At 43.0% G+C, this 23,903-nt stretch carries 21 protein-coding genes; all 21 read left to right on the forward strand.

Annotated elements, in window-relative coordinates; genetic code table 11:
• The first annotated feature begins 40 nt into the window (after positions 1-40).
• The 21 genes from A3M5_RS0103635 (at position 41) to cotE (ending at position 23,872) form a co-directional block, all read left to right on the forward strand.
• Positions 41-1,708 carry a ribonuclease J gene (locus A3M5_RS0103635; protein WP_018392401.1) on the forward strand — a complete coding sequence of 556 codons (1,668 nt, stop codon included), beginning with the start codon at positions 41-43 and terminating at the stop codon, positions 1,706-1,708.
• A gap of 100 nt (positions 1,709-1,808) precedes the next feature.
• A complete protein-coding gene (locus A3M5_RS0103640; protein WP_018392402.1) occupies positions 1,809-4,073 on the forward strand; it encodes an FtsK/SpoIIIE family DNA translocase in 2,265 nt (754 codons plus the stop codon).
• 147 nt (positions 4,074-4,220) lie between these two features.
• Positions 4,221-4,946: a GntR family transcriptional regulator gene (locus A3M5_RS0103645; RefSeq protein ID WP_018392403.1), complete on the forward strand. Its 726-nt coding sequence runs from the start codon at positions 4,221-4,223 to the stop codon at positions 4,944-4,946.
• A 268-nt stretch (positions 4,947-5,214) separates the two neighbouring features.
• Positions 5,215-6,492, forward strand: a complete 1,278-nt coding sequence (yfmF, locus tag A3M5_RS0103650; RefSeq protein ID WP_018392404.1) for an EF-P 5-aminopentanol modification-associated protein YfmF — start codon at positions 5,215-5,217, stop codon at positions 6,490-6,492.
• On the forward strand, positions 6,492-7,787 hold the full coding sequence (gene yfmH, locus A3M5_RS0103655) for an EF-P 5-aminopentanol modification-associated protein YfmH (protein ID WP_018392405.1): 1,296 nt from the start codon (positions 6,492-6,494) through the stop codon (positions 7,785-7,787). Before yfmF ends, yfmH begins: the two co-directional genes overlap by 1 nt.
• Positions 7,787-8,509, forward strand: a complete 723-nt coding sequence (ymfI, locus tag A3M5_RS0103660; RefSeq protein ID WP_018392406.1) for an elongation factor P 5-aminopentanone reductase — start codon at positions 7,787-7,789, stop codon at positions 8,507-8,509. The genes yfmH and ymfI overlap by 1 nt, the downstream gene beginning before the upstream one ends.
• A gap of 59 nt (positions 8,510-8,568) precedes the next feature.
• Positions 8,569-8,814: a DUF3243 domain-containing protein gene (locus A3M5_RS0103665; RefSeq protein WP_018392407.1), complete on the forward strand. Its 246-nt coding sequence runs from the start codon at positions 8,569-8,571 to the stop codon at positions 8,812-8,814.
• A 136-nt stretch (positions 8,815-8,950) separates the two neighbouring features.
• Complete coding sequence (locus A3M5_RS0103670) at positions 8,951-9,742, forward strand: YmfK family protein (RefSeq protein ID WP_018392408.1); 792 nt, start codon at positions 8,951-8,953, stop codon at positions 9,740-9,742.
• Between the two features lie 18 nt (positions 9,743-9,760).
• The gene (locus tag A3M5_RS0103675; protein ID WP_018392409.1) at positions 9,761-10,621 is read left to right on the forward strand and encodes a helix-turn-helix domain-containing protein; all 861 of its coding nucleotides are present in this window, start codon (positions 9,761-9,763) and stop codon (positions 10,619-10,621) included.
• A gap of 25 nt (positions 10,622-10,646) precedes the next feature.
• Positions 10,647-11,225: a CDP-diacylglycerol--glycerol-3-phosphate 3-phosphatidyltransferase gene (gene pgsA / locus A3M5_RS0103680; protein WP_018392410.1), complete on the forward strand. Its 579-nt coding sequence runs from the start codon at positions 10,647-10,649 to the stop codon at positions 11,223-11,225.
• A gap of 60 nt (positions 11,226-11,285) precedes the next feature.
• Entirely contained in the window at positions 11,286-12,530 is a 1,245-nt protein-coding gene (locus A3M5_RS0103685) for a competence/damage-inducible protein A (protein WP_018392411.1), read from the forward strand.
• Positions 12,531-12,599: 69 nt separating this feature from the next.
• On the forward strand, positions 12,600-13,892 hold the full coding sequence (locus A3M5_RS0103690; protein WP_018392412.1) for an O-acetylhomoserine aminocarboxypropyltransferase/cysteine synthase family protein: 1,293 nt from the start codon (positions 12,600-12,602) through the stop codon (positions 13,890-13,892).
• A gap of 305 nt (positions 13,893-14,197) precedes the next feature.
• A complete protein-coding gene (gene recA / locus A3M5_RS0103695; protein WP_018392413.1) occupies positions 14,198-15,271 on the forward strand; it encodes a recombinase RecA in 1,074 nt (357 codons plus the stop codon).
• Between the two features lie 248 nt (positions 15,272-15,519).
• Complete coding sequence (gene rny, locus A3M5_RS0103700) at positions 15,520-17,079, forward strand: ribonuclease Y (protein WP_018392414.1); 1,560 nt, start codon at positions 15,520-15,522, stop codon at positions 17,077-17,079.
• 67 nt (positions 17,080-17,146) lie between these two features.
• Positions 17,147-17,947: a TIGR00282 family metallophosphoesterase gene (locus tag A3M5_RS0103705; protein ID WP_018392415.1), complete on the forward strand. Its 801-nt coding sequence runs from the start codon at positions 17,147-17,149 to the stop codon at positions 17,945-17,947.
• Between the two features lie 66 nt (positions 17,948-18,013).
• Positions 18,014-18,274 carry a stage V sporulation protein S gene (locus tag A3M5_RS0103710; RefSeq protein WP_018392416.1) on the forward strand — a complete coding sequence of 87 codons (261 nt, stop codon included), beginning with the start codon at positions 18,014-18,016 and terminating at the stop codon, positions 18,272-18,274.
• Positions 18,275-18,505: 231 nt separating this feature from the next.
• Positions 18,506-20,248, forward strand: a complete 1,743-nt coding sequence (locus A3M5_RS0103715) for a 2-oxoacid:acceptor oxidoreductase subunit alpha (protein WP_018392417.1) — start codon at positions 18,506-18,508, stop codon at positions 20,246-20,248.
• A 2-nt stretch (positions 20,249-20,250) separates the two neighbouring features.
• Complete coding sequence (locus A3M5_RS0103720) at positions 20,251-21,117, forward strand: 2-oxoacid:ferredoxin oxidoreductase subunit beta (RefSeq protein ID WP_018392418.1); 867 nt, start codon at positions 20,251-20,253, stop codon at positions 21,115-21,117.
• A gap of 126 nt (positions 21,118-21,243) precedes the next feature.
• Complete coding sequence (miaB, locus tag A3M5_RS0103725) at positions 21,244-22,782, forward strand: tRNA (N6-isopentenyl adenosine(37)-C2)-methylthiotransferase MiaB (RefSeq protein WP_018392419.1); 1,539 nt, start codon at positions 21,244-21,246, stop codon at positions 22,780-22,782.
• 1 nt (position 22,783) lies between these two features.
• Complete coding sequence (locus A3M5_RS0103730) at positions 22,784-23,218, forward strand: YlbF/YmcA family competence regulator (RefSeq protein WP_018392420.1); 435 nt, start codon at positions 22,784-22,786, stop codon at positions 23,216-23,218.
• 156 nt (positions 23,219-23,374) lie between these two features.
• Positions 23,375-23,872, forward strand: coding sequence for an outer spore coat protein CotE (cotE, locus tag A3M5_RS22115; RefSeq protein WP_018392421.1), 498 nt, complete (start codon positions 23,375-23,377; stop codon positions 23,870-23,872).
• Positions 23,873-23,903: the final 31 nt, after the last annotated feature.

Consider the following 23,903-nt stretch of genomic DNA (forward strand, 5'->3'; position numbering starts at 1 on the left):
ATGTAGATCGGGTTTGTTAAATGTTTAGGAGGAAATAATAGTGAGCAAGAAAACAAATGAATTAATTAAAGTCATTCCACTCGGAGGAGTTGGAGAAATCGGTAAAAACATGACGGTTGTGGAAGTGGATCGTGATATTTTTGTGATTGATTCAGGACTCATGTTTCCGGAAAATGAAATGCTTGGGATTGATATTGTTATTCCTGACATTACGTATTTAGAAGAAAATAAAGATCGGGTTAAAGCGATCTTTTTAACGCACGGACATGAAGATTCGCTCGGATCACTCGGATACGTATTGAAAAAAGTAAAAGCGCCTGTATATGGGACGAAATTGACACTAGCGCTTGCAAAAATGCGTCTCCGTGAAGAAAATGTAAAAGAAGATGTAAAGTTCTATACGGTACATTCCGAATCACGCCTTCGTTTTGATCATGCGGAAGTCACATTTTTCCGCACGACGCACAGCATTCCGGATTCAATCGGCGTGGCAATTCATACGTCTGAAGGGGCGATTGTTCACACAGGTGAATTTAAATTTGACCAAAGTGCAAAAGGACATTATGCACCGGACATCGGCAAAATGGCGACACTTGGCAAAAATGGTGTCTTTGCGCTACTATCTGACTCAACAGAAGCAGAACGTCCGGGGCATACGACGTCAGAAGCAGTGGTTGCGACTCAGTTGTCTGATGCGTTTCATATGGCAAGCGGGCGTATTATCGTTTCATTATTTGCATCGAACTTAATTCGCATGCAGCAAGTATTTGATACGGCTAATGAACATGGTCGTAAAGTGGCGGTCAGCGGCAAAAGTATTCAGCGAGTGAATGACATTGCGGTTCGTCTTGGCTATCTTCAGGTGGAAGACGACATCTTAATTAATTTAAATGAAATTGGCAAATATCCGGATCACCAAGTTGTTATTCTTGCGACAGGCGTACAAGGTGAACCAATTGAAGCACTGCAAAAAATGGCAAAAGGGACAAACCGTCATGTGAAAATTAAAGAAGGCGATATGGTAATCATTACTGCAACACCGTCTGCTGGTCTTGAAATTCTTTTAGCGAAAACAGTGAACTTACTGTACCGTGCAGGCGCAAATGTCTTAACAGGCAACCGTCGTGTTCACGTATCTGGACATGGTTCACAGGAAGATTTGAAATTTATGTTGAACTTAATGCAGCCGAAATATTTCATACCGATTCAAGGTGAATATCGCATGTTAAAATCACATGCGAAATTGGCGGAAATGACCGGTGTACCGCGTGAGAATATTTATATCCCTGAAAAGGGTGACGTTATTGAATTTAAGGAAGGCCGGATGCGTCCAGCTGGAAGAGTAACAGCCGGTAATATTCTTATTGACGGGATCGGTGTTGGTGACGTCGGCAATATTGTTCTTCGTGATAGAAAATTACTTTCGCAGGATGGGATTTTTACTGTTGTGATTACGCTCAGTAAAAAGCAGAAAAAAATTGTCGCGGGTCCGGAAATCATTTCACGCGGATTTGTATACGTTCGTGAATCAGAAAAATTAATTGATGAGTCTGTGAAGCTCGTGACGAATATTGTTGAAAAAAATCTGGCCGGTGAGTCGTTTGAATGGTCCGGTATTAAACAGGATATTCGCGATCAATTGAATTCATTCTTACATGAAAAAACGAAGCGTCGACCAATGATTCTGCCGATTATCATGGAAGTATAACCGCTCGTATGTTTGTTTTTATTAAATATGATATAATTGGAAAGCAGCCCATATTTGGCTGCTTTCGATTGTTTAAAGAACAAAAATAAGGGTGATTGAATTGGCACAAAAGAAACGAAAAAAACCGGTACGCCGGACAAATAAAGAAAAAGAAAGAATGCAATCATTAAAGCTTCAAGGAGCGGGTGGGATTATACTCGCAATCTGTACGGTTGGAATCGTTGGCACAGGAATAGCAGGCAAAATTGTTACACAAGCCGCATCTTTTTTCTTTGGCAGTCTATATATAATGGGATTAATAGGCCTTGCCGGAATGGCGCTTTACATGATAATCAAACGACAGCGCCCTCCTTTGTGGAAACGAAGCATTACTGGCGTTTTGTTGATCATCGCAAGTGTTCTCGTTTTTTTGCATATACGCTTGTTTGACACTCCAACAGACGGAACAAATTATTTAGCTGAAACATGGCTTTTGTATAAAGAAAGCATTACGTATAATGAAGCAGTCGATATTGGTGGTGGTATGATCGGCGGCACACTGTTTACCTTGTTTTACTTTTTGTTTGGGCGTCCAGGGACATGGGTTTTTGCCTTGTTGCTTTTCCTTTCCGGTGTTTTGATGATCGGTGGCAAACCGCTTATCCAAAAAATATCGCACAGTTTTGTATTATTTAGTGAAAAAGTGAAACAGGTATGGCAAGGATCGCATGAACGAGTGAACGAAAGAAGGGAAGAGAAAAGCCGTGTCCAGATGGAATCGGAAGCGTCAAAAGAAATAAGGCAGCCTGAACCGGATTTCCATGCAGTTGTAAGCGAACCGGAACCGGTTATTTCCAGCTTTGTTGAAAAAGCGTACAATGAAGAGCTGGCTGCTCCTCAAAAGCCCGTGCAGGAAAAAGAACTGGAAGAAGCTGTCTTATCATTTGCGGAAGAAGAAAACAAAGAATATAAATTACCCTCAGCTTCGATTTTGAAACAGCCTCAGCAAGTAGATCAGAGCAATGAAAAAAAACGCATTCAAAAAAATGCGCAAAAGCTGGAGAAAACATTTCAAAGTTTTGGCGTCAAAGCAAAAGTAACACAGGTGCATCTTGGTCCGGCGGTCACAAAATACGAAGTGCATCCCGATACGGGTGTGAAAGTGAGCAAAATTGTCAGTTTAACAGACGACTTGGCGCTGGCACTTGCCGCAAAAGATATTAGGATGGAAGCGCCGATCCCAGGGAAATCCGCGATCGGCATTGAAGTGCCGAATGCGGAAGTCGCCATGGTTAGTTTTCGGGAAGTCATTGAGGCAAAACAAAATGAAAAACCCGACTCGAAATTGCACGTGGCACTCGGTCGTGATATTACCGGTGAAGCGATCGGAGCAGAATTGAATAAAATGCCGCATTTACTAGTGGCAGGCGCGACTGGAAGTGGAAAAAGTGTATGCATTAATGGCATTATTACAAGTATTTTAATGCGCGCAAAACCACATGAAGTCAAAATGATGATGATTGATCCTAAAATGGTGGAATTAAACGTGTATAATGGCGTGCCGCATCTACTGGCACCTGTTGTAACAGACCCAAAAAAAGCGTCTCAGGCACTGAAAAAAGTAGTCGGAGAGATGGAACGGCGCTACGATTTATTTTCTCATACAGGTACGCGTAACATTGAAGGCTACAACGGACATGTGATAAAACATAATATAGAAACAGGTGAAAAGCAGCCGCATTTGCCGTACATTGTGGTCATTGTCGATGAGCTTGCAGACTTAATGATGGTAGCATCAAATGATGTGGAAGATTCAATTATCCGGCTTGCCCAAATGGCACGTGCTGCCGGCATTCATCTTATTATTGCGACGCAGCGTCCATCTGTAGACGTTATTACGGGGATTATTAAAGCAAATATTCCATCACGTATTGCTTTTTCGGTATCATCAGCTATTGATTCGCGGACGATTCTTGATATGGGTGGGGCAGAGAAGCTGCTTGGCCGCGGCGATATGCTTTTTTATCCGACAGGTGCCGTGAAACCGGTCCGCGTGCAGGGTGCTTTTTTATCAGATGAAGAAGTAGAAGATATCGTTGACTTTGTTATTTCCCAGCAAAAAGCGCAGTATCAAGAGGAAATGATTCCAGAAGACATCCCAGAAACGACGGCTCAATCAGAAGATGAGTTATACGAAGATGCGGTACAGCTCATATCTGAAATGCAGACAGCGTCTGTTTCGATGCTGCAGCGCCGTTTCCGGATCGGTTATAGCCGGGCAGCACGTTTAATTGATGAAATGGAAATGCGCGGTATTATAGGCCCTTATGAAGGAAGCAAGCCACGCACTGTGCTTATTCCAAAACCTTCTGATGAAATGGTCTGAAAAGAACAGTCTCATTCATAAGAAGCAAGCGGTTTATGACGAATATTGTCTTTTCAATTAGGGAAAGAAATGATATATTATGGGTAAATTAACGTAAATGTTAAACTTCAGAGGTCTGATGTCTGAAAGAAAAGGTGGTGAAAATCCGTGTCCATTAAACAGGACAACCGGCCTTTATATTTACAAGTAATTGACCGATTAAAAAAGGATATTGAAAAAGGCATTTATAAAGAAAAAGAAAAGCTTCCTTCTGAATTTGAATTAGCTAAACAGCTCGGTGTAAGCCGGGCGACGCTTCGTGAAGCACTTCGTATACTCGAAGAAGAAAGTGTAATTATTAGGCGCCATGGTGTGGGCACATTTATTCATTCAAAACCGCTTTTTATGTCCGGCATTGAACAGTTAAACAGCGTGACAGATATGATTGTAAACGCCGGGATGGAACCAGGCACTATTTTTCTTTCATCCAATGTACAGCAGGCAACTGAAGAGGATGCACGCCGCTTTTTATGTCCGGTAGATGGGGAATTAATGGTGATTGAACGAGTAAGAACAGCCAACAGTGAACCGGTTGTTTATTGCATTGACAAAATACCTATCGCTCTTTTTCCGGGGCATTTTGACGCGGGGCGTGAGTCTCTTTTTACATTATTTGATGAACAGGAAACGGGTCCAATTTCTCATGCAGTTACGAATATTGAGCCGTTCGGCTGGCATGAAAAAATATCACCCATTTTACAATGTGAACCTGAAACGGCGATGCTTGCACTGAAGCAACTGCATTATACGGAAAGTGAGCTGCCTGTTTTATACTCGATCAACTTTTTTCGTGCGGACAAGTTTAGCTTCCATGTTTTGCGCAGACGGATGTAAGGACGATGATTTTCTTAGGATATGCATAAGGCTTTACCATTCCCGCTTCACGTATTCTGGACGCTGGTATCGTAAAGGAAATAGAAAAGGAAAGCGCGTCCCGTTGTTGTGGACGTGTTTTTTTGTGTTAAATGCTCTTCGTACGGATAAAATGCCTTTATTCGTACGTTAGTCGCGTCAAAATCTTTTTCATTTCATGAATGCTCCTGTATAGTGAAGATATACTAGTAAAAGCTATATAGAAGTTCCGATTAGGGGAGGAAATATAATGGAAGAAACACGTGAGCAATCGTTTAATCAATCTGGATGTCATGTCCATGTGATTGAAACGGAAAAATATAAAACGAATACAGTTATCGTTAAAATGAGAGCACCGCTTGAGCAAGATACGATTACGATGCGCGCACTCTTGCCGCACGTCTTGCAGTCGGGAACGGAAAATGCACCATCAGCGACGGCTTTCCGTTCGGCACTCGATGAATTGTATGGCGCTCATTTTTTTGCTGATTCCGCAAAAAGAGGAAATGAACATGTCCTGACATTTACGATTGATGTGGCAAATGAAAAGTTTTTGCACGGGGAAAGCAATTTGTTTGATCAAGCGCTTACGATTATGTCTGATGTGTTATTTCGTCCATACTTACAAGAAGGTGCCTTTTCTGAGCAGACCATGAAACAAGAAAAAAGAAGCTTACAGCAGCGCATTCGCTCCATTTATGATGATAAAACGCGCTATGCGTCAATGAAACTTGTGGAAGAGATGTACAAAGGAGATTCGTATGCGTTACCGGCAGGTGGCCTTTTAAAAGAAGTGGAGCCGATTACAGCTGCGTCTCTCCATGATTATTACAAGAAAACATTGGCGGAAGATATGATCGATATTTTTGTGATCGGTAATGTGAAGGCTGCTGATGCGGCTGCGAAGATTGAATCGCATTTGCCATTTAAAAAACGAAAAGCGATCTTAAAAGAAAATTACCTTTCTCACAAAACAGAAGAGATACGTGTTATTCGTGAAACGCAGGATATTAACCAAGGTAAATTAAATATCGGCTGCCAGACGAGCATTACGTATGCAGATCCGCAATTTGCGGCGATGCAAGTGTTTAATGGTGTATTTGGCGGGTTTGCGCATTCAAAATTGTTTATGAACGTGCGCGAAAAAGAAAGTCTGGCGTATTATGCAGCAAGCCGTTTTGACAGTCATAAAGGTTTTTTAATGATGCTCGCTGGTATTGATCAAAAAAATTATGATAAAACGGTGCAAATTATGAACGAGCAGTTGGATGAAGTCAAAAATGGGCACATTTCAGATCTAGAAATGGATCAGACGAAAGCGCTGTTGAAAAACCAGCTGCAGGAATCAGCGGATACAGCACGTGGCATGGTGGAAGTGCTGTATAACAATATCGCAGCTGGCGTTGATCGTCCGATTGATAAATGGATTGAGGAGATTGACACGGTCACGAAAGAAGAAGTATCTGCGGTGGCAAAAACAGTTGTTGTCGATACGGTGTACTTTTTGTCAGGTAAGGAGGAAGCATGATGAAGAAAACAATCTTTGACCAAATGAATGAAACGGTTTATCATGAGCAGCTGGAAAATGGCTTGAACGTGTATATTTTGCCAAAAGTAGGCTTTAATAAAACGTATGTGACGTTTACGACGAATTACGGATCAATTGATAACGATTTTATTCCAGAAGGAGAAACGGACTTTTTGCACGTACCAGACGGGATTGCTCATTTTCTTGAGCATAAAATGTTTGAAAAAGAAGATGGTGATGTGTTCCAGAAGTTTAGCAGCCAGGGAGCATCGGCCAACGCATTCACGTCTTTTACACGGACAGCTTACTTATTTTCTGCAACGTCAAACATAAAAGAAAATACCGAAACGTTGCTTGATTTTGTGCAAGCACCTTATTTTACAGAGCAGACAGTGGAAAAAGAAAAAGGGATCATTGGACAGGAAATTCGTATGTATGACGACAATCCCGATTGGCGTGTCTATTTCGGTTTGATTGAAAATTTATACAAACATCATCCGGTAAAAATTGATATTGCCGGTACGGTTGAATCGATTGCAGACATTACGAAAGATTATTTGTATACATGTTACGAAACATTTTATCATCCGGCAAATATGTCTCTTTTTATCGTTGGACCCGTTGATCCGAATGAAATGATGAGTCTTGTACGCCAAAATCAGTCGGGTAAAACATTTGCTGAACCGAAGTCAGTCGAGCGTCGTTTTCCGAATGAGCCGGCGGAATCTGCTGAAAAGCATCGCGCTATCCATATGAGCGTAAACACGCCAAAATGTGAAGTTGGGTTAAAAATGCCAGCTTCCCTTAAAATAGGAACGGAGAAGTTAAAAGAAGAGTTGGCGGCAGGGCTGCTGCTTGAAATTTTGTTTGGCAAAAGTGCTGCGTTTTACGAAAAATCGTATAATGAAGGGCTCATTGATGATACGTTCGGATTTGATTATACAGGCGAACGTGGATTCAGCTTTGCACTTGTCGGCGGTGATACAGATGAGCCGGAAAAATTGGCAGAACGTATTAAAACACAATTGCTTGAAGCGAAAGATGGGCAAAATATTACGGACGAATCATTCAATAGAGCACGCAAGAAAAAAATTGGGGCGCAGCTGAGGGCCTTTAATTCACCAGAATATATTGCCAATCAATTTACACGGTATCAATTTAACGGGTTAAATTTGTTTGAAACAGTACCTGTGCTTGAAGCGATGATGATAGAAGACGTTATTGGCCTGGCAGAAAAGATGATTCAAGAAGAAGGCTTTTCATCTTGCTTTATTCTGCCAAAAGAAACAGCCTAATGCGAAAAAAAGCATTGATCACCGGTGCATCGGGGGGCATCGGTTCGGCTATTACGCTTAAACTGGCGGAAGATGGATGGGATGTATATATTCATTACAGCCAAAATAAAAAGTCAGCTGATCATCTCGCCGTCCGGATTCGTGAAAAAGGATGCGAAGCAGTCGTCATTCAGGCTGATTTAACGAAGCGTGAAGAGGTTGAATCACTTGTTAAGGCAACCCCTGACACGACAGCTGTTTTATTCGCGGCTGGGATGAGTCAATATGGCATGCTTCAAGATGTAACAGATGCGGAAATGGACGAACTTTGGCGTGTTCATCTGAAAGCACCGCTGATGATCTCGCGTGCACTGATTCCAACTTTAATTCATCAGGACAACGCGTCTATTACGCTCATTTCGTCTATTTGGGGCGAAACAGGCGCCTCTTGTGAAGTGGTTTATTCTGCTGTAAAAGGAGCTCAAATTGCTTTTGCAAAAGCATTGGCAAAAGAACTGGGTCCGTCCGGTGTACGTGTGAACACGATTGCGCCCGGTGCTGTACAGACGGCAATGAACAACGGATTTTCGATGGATGAACAGGAAGAAATTGCTTCGGATATTCCGCTCGGCCGTTTTGCCCAGCCGGATGAAATTGCTGGAGTAGCTGCTTTCTTGCTGTCACCTGCTGCTAGTTATATTACCGGTCACACGTTATCAGTGAACGGCGGCTGGTACGCATAATATTAAAACGGTCAGAACATACTACGAATGATTCCACTTTTAAAGGAGGCTTTCTTAATATGTCTGTACTTGATAATTGGCAGGACTGGAAGCGATTTTTAGGCAATAAAATGGATAATGCGGTGGTTAAGGGTATTCCAGAAGAAGTAATCAACAAGCTTGCACTTGAAGTTGGTGATTATCTGCATTCGAATGTGGATCCAAAAAATGAACAGGAACGTGTGCTGTCTGACTTATGGTCGGTCGCCGATGAAAATGAGCAAAAAGCATTGGCAAGATGCATGATGAAGCTCGTTCAAAAATAACCCTTTTATAAACCCTTCTTGAGCGTTCCTGTTCAAGAAGGGTTTTCTTTTCACTTCTGCTTTTAAAAATACATAATATCATTTATTATAGTAATCAGATGCAAAACATCAGGAGCATGCCCACTGGAGGAGTTCGATGGTGAAAAAAGAGTGGTACCTTGAATATAGAATAAAAAAGAACCGTCCAGGTCTGCTTGGCGATATTTCTTCTTTGCTCGGTATGCTGTCAATTAATATTGTGACCATCAATGGCGTTGATGACAAAAGCCGCGGGCTATTAATGCGGGCGGAAAGTGAAGACCAGATTAAGCGGCTTGAGTCGATTTTAATGACAATGGATACAATTGACATTATCAAGCTGCGTGAGCCGAAATTGCGCGATCGAATGGCTGTGCGTCACGGAAGATATATCGAGCGTGATCAAGACGACCGTAAAACGTTTCGGTTTATTCGCAGTGAGCTTGGACTTCTTGTCGACTTTATGGCAGAATTGTATAAAATGGAAGGGCACCGGCTAATCGGAATTCGTGGAATGCCGCGCGTCGGAAAAACGGAATCAATTGTGGCAGCGAGTGTTTGTGCAAATAAAAAATGGTTATTCATGTCTTCTACGATGATTAAGCAAACGGTACGCGAACAACTTTTGCGTGATGAATACAGTCCAAATAATATTTTTATTCTAGATGGCGTTATTTCCGCAAAACGGGCCGGTGAAAAACATTGGCAACTCATCCGGGAAGTCATGCAGCTTCCGGCAGTAAAAGTGGTTGAGCATCCGGATGTATTTGCCGCGAACAGTGATTATTCACTCGATGATTTTGACTATATTATTGAGCTTCGGAATGAACCGGATGAAGAAATTACGTATGAAGCAGTAGAAAAAAACAACCTGTTCCAGGATTCGAACTTTGGTGGTTTTAACTTTTAATATTGGAAGGTGTTACGGGTGACAGAATTAGGGAAAAAATTAAAGGAAGAGCGGGAGTCAAAGGGAATGTCGCTGTTAGATGTTCAAGAATTGACAAAGATCCAAAAGCGTTATCTAGCTGGTATTGAAGAAGGAAATTATGATATCATGCCAGGCAAATTTTACGTGCGTGCGTTTATTAAGCAGTATGCAGAAGCGATAGGCTTAAACGCAGATGAACTGTTTGAAGAATTTAAAGGTGAAATACCGTCTTCTAAAGAAGACGAAGTGCCGCTTCGTCCGACCGCTACCGGACAAACAACAAGTATCGATACATCGAAACGAGTTCGTGGTTCATCAAAGTTGCTAGAGTATTTACCGAAAATTTTAGTAACGGCATTTATTATTGGCGGTGTCTTCCTCGTCTGGATGATTATTCCGAAAGGCGGTTCAGAAAGTGAACCAGCTGTTGATGAAGAAGTACAAGTTCAGGAAGATTCGGCAGTAGGAACAGAGGAGCCTGTTGTTAAGGAGCCACCTGTAGAAAAACCCGTAGTAGAAAAACCGGCAGCACCTGTTCAAACACTGACTGCTGTATCAACGAGCGGAAGAAAAACAGCATATGAATTGGCTGGAGCCAAGTCGTTTGAGGTGGCCGTTTCATCAAAGGGCGAAACATGGGTTGAGCTGGCAGATGGCAGCGGTAAAAAATATTACAGCGGCATGCTTGCAAACGGACAGACGCAAGCCCATAACTTAACGGGACAGAAAGAAGCACATATCGTTGTTGGATTTGCACCTGATACCGTTATTACTGTGAATGGCAAAGCACTTGTGTATAAGTTGCCAGCAGCAGATCAAGTGCGGCAAGATATCGTCATTCGCTTAAAAGCACAATAACGGTCGTTTCTTGGAGGGAACTTTTTTGAATTTACCGAATAAGATTACCATTTCACGTATACTCATGATTCCATTTTTCATCCTCATTATGGTCGTTGACTTCGGATGGGGAACAGTTAGTGTATTTGGAACGGACATGCCGATTGAACATTTAGTTGGAGCGTTTTTATTTATTGTCGCATCAACGACAGATTGGATTGACGGCTATATTGCAAGGAAATATAATCTCGTCACAAACTTTGGGAAGTTTTTGGACCCGCTCGCTGATAAACTGCTCGTTTCAGCAGCACTTATTATTTTAGTAGAATTGAATTTTGCTCCATCATGGATCGTTATTGCGATCATTAGCCGTGAGTTTGCAGTGACCGGTCTAAGGCTCATTTTAGCGGGAACGGGTGAAGTTGTCGCAGCGAACACCCTCGGTAAAATTAAAACATGGACGCAAATTGTGGCGATTGCCGTTTTATTGCTTCATAATGCACCATTTGAGAGCATAGGTATTCCATTTGGAGACATTATGCTTTGGATCGCTCTTTTCTTTACGATGTGGTCTGGCTGGGATTATTTTAAATTAAATAAAGCTGTTTTTAAAAACTCGAAATAATAGATAGGTGCCTTTGGGAAACTCCACAGGTACCTTTTTCAAACTTAGGAGCGAATACATATGAATGCGGAAGTTATTGCCGTTGGATCTGAATTATTGTTAGGACAAATTACAAATACGAATGCCCGTTTTCTTTCACAGCACCTCGCTGAAATAGGTGTGAATATATACTATCACACGGTTGTTGGTGATAATGAAGAGCGGCTTAAAGCAGCGGTAAAACTAGCACAATCCCGCGCGGACTTAATTGTTTTCTCCGGTGGTCTCGGCCCAACAAAAGATGATTTAACGAAAGAGACGATCGCCCGGATGCTTGGTACAACACTCGAATATAACGAAGAGGCGCTCGCTGGCATTCAAGCCTATTTTGACAAAACAGGCCGTGTAATGACAGAAAATAATAAAAAGCAGGCGCTAGTCATTAAAGGCAGTACGGTGCTGAAAAATGACAATGGCATGGCACCAGGTATGTTTACAAAAGCGGATGGAAAGTATTATGTGCTGCTTCCAGGACCACCGCGCGAAATGCAACCGATGTTTTTAAATTATGGACGGCCTGAAATTGTAAATGTCATAGAAAAAGTAGAGCGAATTGAATCGCGCGTACTGCGCTTTTTCGGCATCGGTGAATCGACACTTGAAACGGACATTGATGATATTTTAATGAAGCAGACAAACCCGACGATCGCACCGCTTGCAGGGGATGGTGAAGTCACGCTTCGGATCACTGCCAAACATGAATCATCGGACGAAGCGTTCCGTATGATACAACAGGCAGAAGATGAAATTTTAGAACGGGTTGGACACTATTTTTATGGCTACGATGAAACGACCATTGCAGCAGAACTTGCAGATCAATTGAAAGAAAAAAAGTTGACCATTGCGGCGGCTGAAAGTTTAACAGGTGGATTGTTCCTTGGGGAATTGACAGCCATTCCAGGTATGAGCACTCATATTAAAGGCGGCATTGTTTGTTATACAAATGAAGTGAAAAAACAAGTTCTTGGCGTGAAAAGCGACACGTTATCAAGGTACGGTGCGGTCAGCAGTGAATGCGCAAAAGAACTTGCTGAAAATGTACGAAACTTATGCGAATCGGACATTGGTATCAGTTTTACCGGTGTTGCAGGACCTGATCCTCTCGAAGGACATGAACCGGGAACTGTTTTTCTGGCGATTGCAGCAGAAGGGCTGGAAACAATTGTTCATCCATTAAAAATGGTGGGAAGCCGTGAGGGCGTTCGAAAACGGACAGTGAAATACGGCTGTCATTATTTACTTCAGGCATTTGCTGAAATGTTCTGATAATAAATTGACGATGAACGCGAAGAATCGATATACTTGTAGCGAATGAACAACGAGGAGGAACGATAGATGACGAGAGAACAGTGGCAGCCCGAAACGAATTTGTTGCATGGTGGGCAATATCCAGATCCAGTAACAGGAGCTCGTGCTGTACCGATATATGAAACGACATCCTATGTTTTTCAAGACACAGATCATGCGCGTGCATTATTTGCGCTTGAACAGGCCGGCAATATTTATACACGCATTACGAACCCGACGGTTGATGTATTTGAAAAGCGGGTTGCACTTCTGGAGGGCGGTGCAGCAGCTGTAGCACTATCATCCGGCATGGCAGCTATTTCATTTGCGATTATGAACGTAGCCCATGCAGGAGATGAAATTGTAGCGGATGTAAATCTATACGGTGGTACATACAATTTATTTGCCAATACGTTACCGAAGTATGGAATTCAGGTCAAGTTTGTTGATTTAACTGATCCGGAAAATATCCGTAAAGCGATTACAACGAAAACAAAAGCTGTTTTCGCTGAAATTATTGGTAATCCATCGTTGAATGTACTGGATGTCGAAAAAACAGCAGAAATCGCTCATGAAAATGGCATCCCGTTAATTGTGGACAATACATTTGCTTCTCCATATGGTTCTCAGCCGATTAAATGGGGCGCAGACATTGTCGTTCACTCGGCAACGAAATGGATTAGCGGCCATGGAACGGTCATTGGCGGTATCGTGATCGACAGCGGGACGTTTAATTGGAATACGGATAAGTTCCCAGGATTTACAACACCTGACGAGTCGTATAATGGGTTAAAGTATGCGGATATTGAAGGTCCAGCGTTCGCAGTGAAGCTGCGTGTTCAGCTGCTGCGTGACTTCGGTCCAGCACTTAGTGCAAACAGTGCCTTTTTGCTTTTGCAAGGGCTCGAAACATTGCATCTCCGTATTCAGCGTCATCATGAAAATACACAAGAAATCATTGCATTCTTAAAAAGTCATCCGGGTGTTGAATGGGTTTCTCATCCATCACTAGGTGATCATCCATCTCATGAACTGGCACAAAAATATTTAAATGGCACTTTTGGTTCGATTGTCATATTCGGGATTAAAGGCGGCCGCGATGCCGGTAAAAAAGCGATTGACTCGGTTGAATTATGGTCGCATGTGGCGAATGTAGGGGATGGCAAATCATTGATCATTCATCCGGCATCGACTACGCACCAGCAGCTTAGTGCGGAAGATATGAAAAAGACAGGTACAACAGAAGAATTGATTCGTCTATCTATCGGTCTTGAATCACCTAAAGACTTAATTGCAGACTTAAAGCAAGCAATTGAAAAAGGAACGGGAATCAACTCATAATTTGATCGGCGCGCCGTCATATCTAGGCGCGCTTTTTTTATGGATGTTATGCTATACTATAAAAAGTACACTGTCTGGGTGTGCTGCAAGAAAACTCTTCTATTACTCTTCTGCTTCTTCTTAGAATCTCTCTACTCATCCCGACGTATCATTCTCAATTGAAAGCAGGTGGAAATAATCGAATAAATGTTCGTTTTTTGCTTGTAATTCACTTTTAAATACGGTATAGTTATGACAGGTTATTACACAACCCCAAAAAACAGCTGTTCCCACTATAGATTAAGAGATTTATGAGGAGGAATTTTATGACGAACGACCGTCAAGCTGCCTTAGACATGGCGCTAAAACAAATTGAAAAACAATTCGGTAAAGGTTCTATAATGAAACTTGGAGAGCAGGCAGAGCGCCGCATATCAACAATTCCAAGTGGTTCTCTAGCACTTGATGCGGCACTCGGAGTAGGCGGATATCCTCGTGGACGTGTCGTGGAAATTTATGGACCGGAAAGCTCAGGTAAAACAACGGTTGCCCTTCACGCGATTGCAGAAGTACAGGCAAAAGGCGGACAGGCTGCTTTTATTGACGCAGAGCATGCGCTCGATCCTGTCTATGCGCAAAAGCTCGGCGTTAATATTGACGAATTACTTTTATCACAACCGGATACTGGTGAGCAGGCGCTTGAAATTGCGGAAGCACTCGTACGAAGTGGTGCCGTTGATATTATTGTTATTGACTCTGTTGCGGCACTTGTGCCGAAAGCGGAAATTGAAGGCGAAATGGGTGACTCCCATGTAGGTTTACAAGCCCGTCTCATGTCGCAGGCACTCCGTAAGCTGTCAGGTGCTATCAATAAATCAAATACGATTGCGATATTTATTAACCAGATACGTGAAAAGGTCGGGATCATGTTCGGAAATCCAGAAGTAACACCTGGCGGCCGTGCGCTCAAATTTTATAGCTCTGTACGTCTCGAAGTAAGACGTGCTGAAGCATTGAAACAGGGCAATGATATCGTAGGAAATAAAACAAAAATTAAAATTGTTAAGAATAAGGTGGCACCTCCGTTTCGTGTAGCGGAAGTGGATATTATGTATGGAGAAGGCATTTCGCGTGAAGGTGAAATTATTGATCTTGGTTCCGATGAAGACATTATTCAGAAAAGCGGTGCCTGGTACTCGTACAATGAAGAGCGTCTTGGGCAGGGCCGTGAAAACGCGAAACAATTCTTGAAAGAAAACCCGGAACTGCGCCATGAAATTATGATGAAAATCCGTGAGCGTTATGGACTAGACCAAATCTCTGCGCAGCCGATAGAGGATGAAAATGATCAAGATCAAGATATGCCGCTTCAAGATCCGTCGCTTTTTGAAGAAGAATAAATTTTAAACAGGAGGGCTTCCTCCTGTTTTTTGTTTAAAACCGTGTCATTGCCTATATAATCGGTGTCATTCCTTGAGAAAACCTTGACAATGAATTTTCACACCGATAAAATTGAAGATATATATTTGACATTTTTTATCTTGAAAATGGAAATGTAAATGTAGTGCTGTTTGTTCCATTTAAATTTGTGACAGCAGCCGACATGTTAAAAACATGACAATCATCTATAGCAAGGGGAGGTGAAATGATGGAACCCATTACAATCATCTCCATTTTGCTTGGCCTTATCATTGGTGTCGTTGTTGGCTATTTTGTACGAAAATCAATTGCTGAATCAAAAATCGCAGGCGCGAAAACCGCCGCGGATCAAATTGTGGATGACGCGAAACGTGAAGCGGAAGCTTCGAAAAAAGAAGCATTACTCGAGGCAAAAGATGAAATTCATAAACTGCGTACAGAAACAGAACTTGAAATCCGTGAGAGAAGAAATGAATTGCAAAAACAGGAAAACCGCCTCCTTCAAAAAGAAGAAAACCTTGATCGAAAGGATGATTCCCTAAATAAGCGGGAAGAAACGCTTGAACTTAAAGAGGTAGCGTTAAACACAAGACAACAACATATTGAAGAGATGGACAGCAAAGTGGATGAGATGGTGAAAAAGCAGCAGTCTGAACTTGAGCGAATTTCTGCTCTGACCCGAGATGAAGCGCGCTCCATCATTTTAGAAAGAACGGAACAAGAATTGTCTCACGATATTGCTATCATGGTCAAAGAAAATGAGCATCGTGCGAAAGAAGAATCAGACAAGAAAGCACGTGAAGTCTTATCACTTGCCATTCAGCGTTGTGCGGCCGATCACGTCGCTGAAACGACTGTATCGGTTGTGACATTGCCGAATGATGAAATGAAAGGCCGCATTATCGGACGTGAGGGACGCAACATCCGTACACTTGAAACGCTGACAGGCATTGATTTAATTATCGATGATACACCAGAAGCAGTCATTCTGTCTGGCTTTGATCCAATCCGCCGTGAAACGGCCCGCATTGCACTTGAAAAGTTAGTGCAGGACGGACGTATTCATCCAGCACGTATTGAAGAAATGGTCGATAAAGCAAGACGTGAAGTGGATGAGCACATTCGCGAAATCGGTGAACAAACGACATTTGAAGTCGGTGTTCATGGACTTCATCCGGATTTGATCAAAATTCTTGGCCGTTTAAAATACCGGACAAGCTACGGTCAAAACGTGCTGAAACATTCCGTCGAAGTCGCGTATTTATCTGGTCTTCTTGCAGCTGAGTTAGGTGAAGATGAAACGCTGGCCCGCCGTGCAGGGTTACTTCATGATATCGGAAAAGCAGTTGATCACGAAGTGGAAGGAAGCCATGTTGAAATCGGTGTCGAGCTCGGTCAAAAATACAAAGAGCATCCAGTCGTCATCAACAGTATTGCTTCTCACCATGGTGATACAGAACCGACATCCGTCATTGCTGTTCTTGTGGCTGCAGCAGATGCATTGTCAGCTGCCCGTCCTGGAGCACGAAGTGAAACACTTGAAAACTATATTCGTCGTTTGGAGAAATTAGAAGAAATTTCCGAATCTTATGATGGTGTTGAAAAATCATTTGCCATTCAAGCTGGCCGCGAAGTACGGATCATGGTGAAACCGGAACAAATTGATGACTTACAAGCGCATCGACTTGCGCGTGATATTCGAAAACGCATCGAAGGCGAACTTGACTATCCTGGTCATATTAAAGTAACGGTCATCCGTGAAACAAGGGCTGTAGAATACGCAAAATAAGCGAAAGCGGTGTGCGCTAGTCACATCGCTTTCTTTTTGTTAAAAAACGAGAAAGAAGGCAGCGATTATGGAACTATTATTTATTGGCGATATTGTTGGTTCACCTGGCCGGGACATGGTAAGTGAGTATTTGCCAAAATTAAAACAAAAATACAGGCCATCGATGACGATTATAAACGGTGAAAATGCAGCAGGCGGCCGTGGCATTACTGAAAAAATTTATAAAACATTTATGAATGACGGGGCCAATGTTATCACGCTCGGTAACCATGCGTGGGACAATCGTGATATTTTTGAATTTATTGACGGGGCAAAATGGCTCGTCCGTCCGGCTAACTTTCCAGAAGGAGTGCCTGGAAAGGGGATTGCTTATGTACCGGCAGGTGAATTTGAAGTGGCTGTGATCAACCTCCAGGGGCGTGTCTTTATGAATGATCTCGACTGCCCGTTTAAAAAGGCAGATGAACTCGTTGAGGAAGCGAGGAAGCGAACACCGTTTATTTTCGTCGATTTTCACGCGGAAACGACGAGTGAGAAACAGGCGATGGGTTGGTTTTTAGATGGGCGGGTAACAGCGGTCGTTGGAACGCATACACACATACAGACAGCAGATAACCGGGTGTTGCCAGGGGGTACAGCCTATTTAACAGATGCCGGCATGACAGGCCCTTATGACGGCATTCTTGGGATGGAGAAAGAAGCCATCATCAAAAAGTTCCAAAATGCACTCCCAGCTCGCTTTGAAGTACCGAAAGAAGGCCGCGCGCAGTTGTCAGGCTGCATCGTCCAAGCCGACCGGAAAACAGGCCTCGCCAAATCGATCCGGCGTATTTTAATTAATGAAGACCATCCATTCAGCGATTATTAATTCATAGCCCCGCCTCATTTGAATATATATGAAAGACGAATCGAGGTTTTGAAAGGGGATAAACGAATGGACGTCTTGAAAGTATCATCAAAATCAAATCCGAATTCAGTCGCCGGCGCGCTTGCTGGCGTCATGCGTGAAAGAGGAAACGCGGAAATTCAAGCTGTCGGTGCGGGTGCGCTCAATCAGGCGGTTAAAGCTGTTGCGATTGCCCGTGGATTTGTTGCACCGGGCGGCATTGATTTAATCTGTATCCCTGCATTTACAAGTATAATGATTGCTGGTGAAGCGAGGACAGCGATGAAATTAATTATTCAATCCCGCTAAAAATTTCGGTCAATCGACCGGAATTTTTTTTTGTGGAAAAATCTTTTGCATTTTTAAAATAAAAAGAGTACACTACCAATATTATATAAATCTGATTTGTTTAATGAGTATTAACATAAGTGATTTGGTATTTTTAACATAAGAGATTCGGATAGTGATTTACTTAAAAAAATGATAGACTAAAGGAAGTAAATCAATTGATTTGGCACGATTAAAGGAGTGTAACAAACAATGTTAGAACAACTTTCATGGAAAGTAGGAGGACAACAAGGAGAAGGGATTGAAAGCACCGGGGAAATTTTCTCCACGGCCCTGAACCGCCTCGGCTACTATCTGTACGGATACCGCCATTTCTCATCCCGTATTAAAGGCGGACATACAAACAACAAAATTCGCGTCGGTATAACGAAAGTAAGTGCGATAGCGGATGACCTTGATATTCTTGTTGCATTTGACCAAGAAACAATCGATGTCAATTATCAAGAACTTCATCAAGATGGGATTATCATGGCCGATACAAAATTTAAACCAGTGAAACCGGCTAATACAGAAGCGGCGTTTTACGCGGTTCCATTTACAGAAATCGCGACAGAACTTGGAACGTCTCTCATGAAAAACATGGTCGCGGTCGGTGCAACGTGTGCGATCATCAACCTCGATGTATCGGTATTTCTCGACGTTGTTGAAGAAATCTTCGGCCGTAAAGGGGAAAAGGTTGTTCAAAAAAATATGGAGGCCATTCAACAGGGCTATGACTATATGAAAGAAAAAATGGATGGACAGTCAAGCGTACTTGAACTGCCGGCAGCGGACGGAAATAAGCGTATGTTCATGATCGGCAACGACGCGATTGCACTCGGTGCGCTTGCAGCAGGTGTCCGCCTCATGCCAGCATACCCGATTACACCGGCTTCAGAAATTATGGAATACTTAATCAAAAAACTGCCAAAAGTTGGTGGTACTGTCATTCAAACGGAAGATGAAATTGCGGCAGCTACAATGGCGATCGGCGCGAACTACGGTGGGATCCGCTCATTTACAGCGTCTGCAGGTCCCGGTCTATCCCTCATGATGGAAGCCATTGGCTTATCTGGCATGACGGAAACACCACTCGTTGTGATTGATACACAACGTGGCGGACCATCGACCGGTCTTCCGACAAAACAGGAACAATCCGATTTAATGGCGATGGTTTACGGCACACACGGTGAAATTCCAAAAGTCGTAATCGCGCCGGGTACAGCAGAAGAAGGGTTCTATGATACAATTGAAGCCTTTAATATTGCTGAAGAATATCAAGTGCCGGTTATTATATTATCTGACTTGCAGCTATCTCTAGGTAAACATACAGTGGACAAGCTTGATTACAACAAAGTTGACATTCGCCGTGGTAAACTTGTCACAGAAGGGCTGCCAGAAGTGGAAAATAAGGCGTACTTTAAACGGTATGAAGTAACAGAAGATGGTGTGTCGCCGCGTGTCATTCCAGGTGTCGAAAACGGCATCCATCACGTAACCGGCGTTGAGCATGATGAAACAGGTAAACCGTCTGAATCACCGGCGAACCGGAAAGCGCAAATGGACAAGCGTATGCGCAAGTTGAATAACTTGCATACGACGTTCCCAAATCCGATCGAAAAAAATGTAAAACACGAAGAAGCAGATCTTCTGTTAATCGGTTTTAACTCAACAGGCGGTGCGATTGAAGAAGCGATGGTGCGTCTAGAGGCTGATGGGGTGAAAGTGAACCATGCGCGTGTCCGACTTATTCATCCATTCCCGACGGATGAAATGTTACCATTAATCGAATCAGCGAAACATGTCGCCGTCGTGGAAAACAACGCAACGGGTCAACTGGCAAGCATCATTAAAATGAATGTCGGCTACCCGCAAAAAATTAAAAGTATTTTGAAATATGACGGCAATCCATTCCAGCCGCATCATATTGTTGATAGCAGCAAGGAGTTGATCTAATCATGGCAACATTTAAAGAATTCCGTAATAACGTAAAACCAAACTGGTGTCCAGGCTGTGGTGACTTCTCGGTGCAGGCAGCGATTCAGCGTGCTGCAGCGAATGTTGGCTTAACACCGGAAAACTTAGCTGTCATCTCTGGCATTGGCTGTTCCGGCCGTATTTCCGGCTACATTAACTCATATGGACTTCACGGCATTCACGGCCGCGCGCTTCCGATTGCGCAGGGCGTTAAAATGGCAAACAAAGACTTAACGGTTATTGCCTCAGGGGGGGATGGTGACGGCTTTGCCATCGGTATGGGTCACACGATTCATGCAATGCGCCGTAACATCGACTTGACGTATATCGTTATGGACAACCAAATTTACGGATTAACGAAAGGACAGACGTCTCCGCGTTCAGCAGCTGGATTCAAAACAAAATCCACTCCGCAAGGTTCTATCGAACAGACGCTCTCTCCTATGCAGTTAGCCGTCACAACAGGTGCAACATTTGTCGCACAAAGCTTTTCGACGGACTTGAAAGACTTAACAGCCATCATCGAGGCAGGCCTTAATCATAAAGGTTTCTCCTTGATTAACGTCTTCAGCCCCTGTGTGACCTATAACAAAGTGAACACGTATGATTGGTTTAAAGAAAACTTAACGAAGCTTGCGGACATCGAAGGCTATGATCCATCGAGCCGTGAAGGTGCAATCAATACATTGATGCAGCACGACGACTTAGTGACAGGCATCATTTATCAAAATAAAGAACGCCCTTCTTATCAGCAGCTCGTCAATGGCTATTCGGAAGAGCCACTCGCGCATGCTGATTTGAAAATGGATGAAGCCGCATTTAATGAGCTCCTGAAAGAGTTTATGTAATTTTCTTGACGCAGAGAATTCAAATCTCTGCGTCTTTTTCGTCTGTTTGCTTGAGCCCATTGTTTTTACGTTATATACTAAAGGAATGTGCACGATAGTTTAGCAAGATCGGAAAGGGGATTTACGATGAACGAAGAACAGCGAAAAGACGGGCAACAAGCGATTAATCCATCGGACAAAAAATCCGACAAGGATTACAGCAAGTATTTTGAAACCGTTTATACACCGCCTTCGTTGAAAGAGGCGAAAAAGCGTGGAAAAGAAGAAGTCACGTATCACCATGACTTTAAAATTGATGAACGGTTTCAAGGAATGGGCAGAGAACGAAACTTTTACATTCGTACGTACGGATGCCAAATGAATGAACACGATACAGAAGTGATGGCAGGCATTTTCATGGCGCTCGGTTATAAGGCTGTCCATACGCCAGAAGAAGCAGACGTTATCTTATTGAATACGTGCGCTATTCGCGAAAACGCAGAAAATAAAGTATTTGGAGAACTCGGTTTTTTAAAGCAGCTAAAACGAGATAATCCAAATCTATTACTCGGCGTCTGCGGCTGCATGTCACAGGAAGAATCCGTCGTCAATAAAATTTTGAAATCGTATCATCACGTCGATATGATTTTCGGTACGCATAACATTCACCGTTTACCAGAAATTTTAAATGAAGCGTATTTATCGAAGGAAATGGTCGTCGAAGTGTGGTCAAAAGAAGGCGACGTGATTGAAAACTTACCGAAAGTGCGCCGCGGCAACATTAAAGCGTGGGTGAACATTATGTACGGCTGCGATAAGTTTTGCACGTACTGCATCGTCCCATATACGCGCGGGAAAGAGCGAAGCCGCCGTCCGGATGAAATCATTCGGGAAGTGCGCCATCTAGCTGCACAAGGGTATCAAGAAGTGACATTGCTCGGTCAAAACGTCAATGCGTACGGGAAAGATCTTGACGATATGAAGTATGGTCTCGGAGAATTAATGGATGAAATTCGTCATATCGGTATTCCGCGCGTCCGCTTTATGACGAGCCATCCGCGTGATTTTGATGACCAGTTAATCGAAGTGCTGGCCAAAGGCGGCAATTTAATGGATCACATTCATTTGCCTGTACAATCAGGTTCAACGGACGTGTTAAAAATTATGGCACGTAAATATACACGTGAAGGCTATCTGGAACTCGTACGTAAAATTAAAGCAGCGATCCCGAATGTGACGCTGACAACGGATATTATCGTAGGCTATCCAAATGAAACGGATGAGCAATTTGAAGAAACGATGTCGCTTTACCGTGAAGTCGGCTTCGAACTTGCATACACATACATTTACTCACCGCGTGAAGGAACACCGGCGGCAAAGATGGTTGACAATGTACCGATGGAAGTGAAAAAAGCACGTCTTCAACGTTTAAATGCACTTGTTAATGAGCTTGCCGGTGAATCAATGAAGAAATACGAAGGGCAAGTTGTTGATGTATTAATCGAAGGCGAAAGCAAAAAAAACCCGGATGTTTTAGCGGGCTACACGTCGAAAAGCAAGCTTGTCAATGTAAAAGCACCAAAGTCAGCGATTGGGAAAATTATTCCGGTGAAAATTACGGAAGCAAAAACGTGGTCGCTTGATGGAGAAGCAGTAGAAATTCAAAAAATGGCCGGGGTGAACTAATATGGAAAAAGCAATCTACACAAAAGATGACATTATTGCAAAAGCAACAGAAATTGCAGACATGATTTCAGCAACGGAAGAAGTGGAATTTTTTAAGCAGGCAGAAGCGAAAATTCATGAAAATCAAAAGCTGCGTGAAAAAATGGCGAGCTTGAAAAGTTTACAAAAACAAGCGGTAAACTTCCAGCATTACGGCAAAGAATCCGCTTTAAAAATGGTTGAAGAAAAAATCGAAAAAATTGAAACAGAACTGGATGAAATGCCCATTGTCCAGCAGTTCAAGCAGTCTCAAACGGATGTAAATGAAATTTTACAAATGGTTGCAACGGCGATTTCAAACAAAGTAACGGACAATATTCTTGAAGAAACGGGCGGCGATTTGCTTAGAGGCGAAACCGGCGCACAAGTTCAAAATAGCACACCAGGCAGCTGCTAAAGAGCTGCATATCCCGCTGCGGTCATCGTGGCGGGATTTTTTTGCGCGGAAAAAATGGCGAACAGAAACGGAATACTGTGCGAATAATTTTCATGGGCACCACACTTACACATGCTGCATACAATACAGAGACTAACAAAGGGAGGGACGCACATCTTGAGTCAATATCGCGAAATTATCACGAAGTCCGTCGTCGCCAAAGGCCGGAAGTACACGCAGACGCATCATGCTGTTTTGCCGCCTAATAAGCCGTCCGGCATTCTCGGTTGCTGGATCATTAACCATGAGTACAAGGCCAAGAAAAACGGTCACAAAACAGAGGTGTTTGGCACGTACGAGATCAACGTCTGGTACTCTTATCACAACCATACGAAAACAGCTGTCGTAACGGAAAAAGTGGACTATAAAGATGTGATTAAGCTTTCATATCGTGATGATGACTGCAATGGAGATGACGACGTCTGGGTGAAAGTCATTCAGCAGCCAAACTGCCAGGAAGCGGTTATTAGCGATTGTGGCACGAAAATTAATGTGCAGGCCGAACGGGAGTTGACGGTGGAAGTAACCGGTGACACAAAAATAACGGTGTCTGTCCATGAGTTTGAAGACGAGTGGGACTGCGAGCGGGAAACGGCTGAGGAGCATCATCACTAAAATGCGCTGCGGGGAACAGACTGTTTTCCCG

The organism is Bacillus sp. 37MA, assembly GCF_000372765.1.
GTDB classification, from domain to species: Bacteria; Bacillota; Bacilli; order Bacillales; family Domibacillaceae; genus Domibacillus; species Domibacillus aminovorans.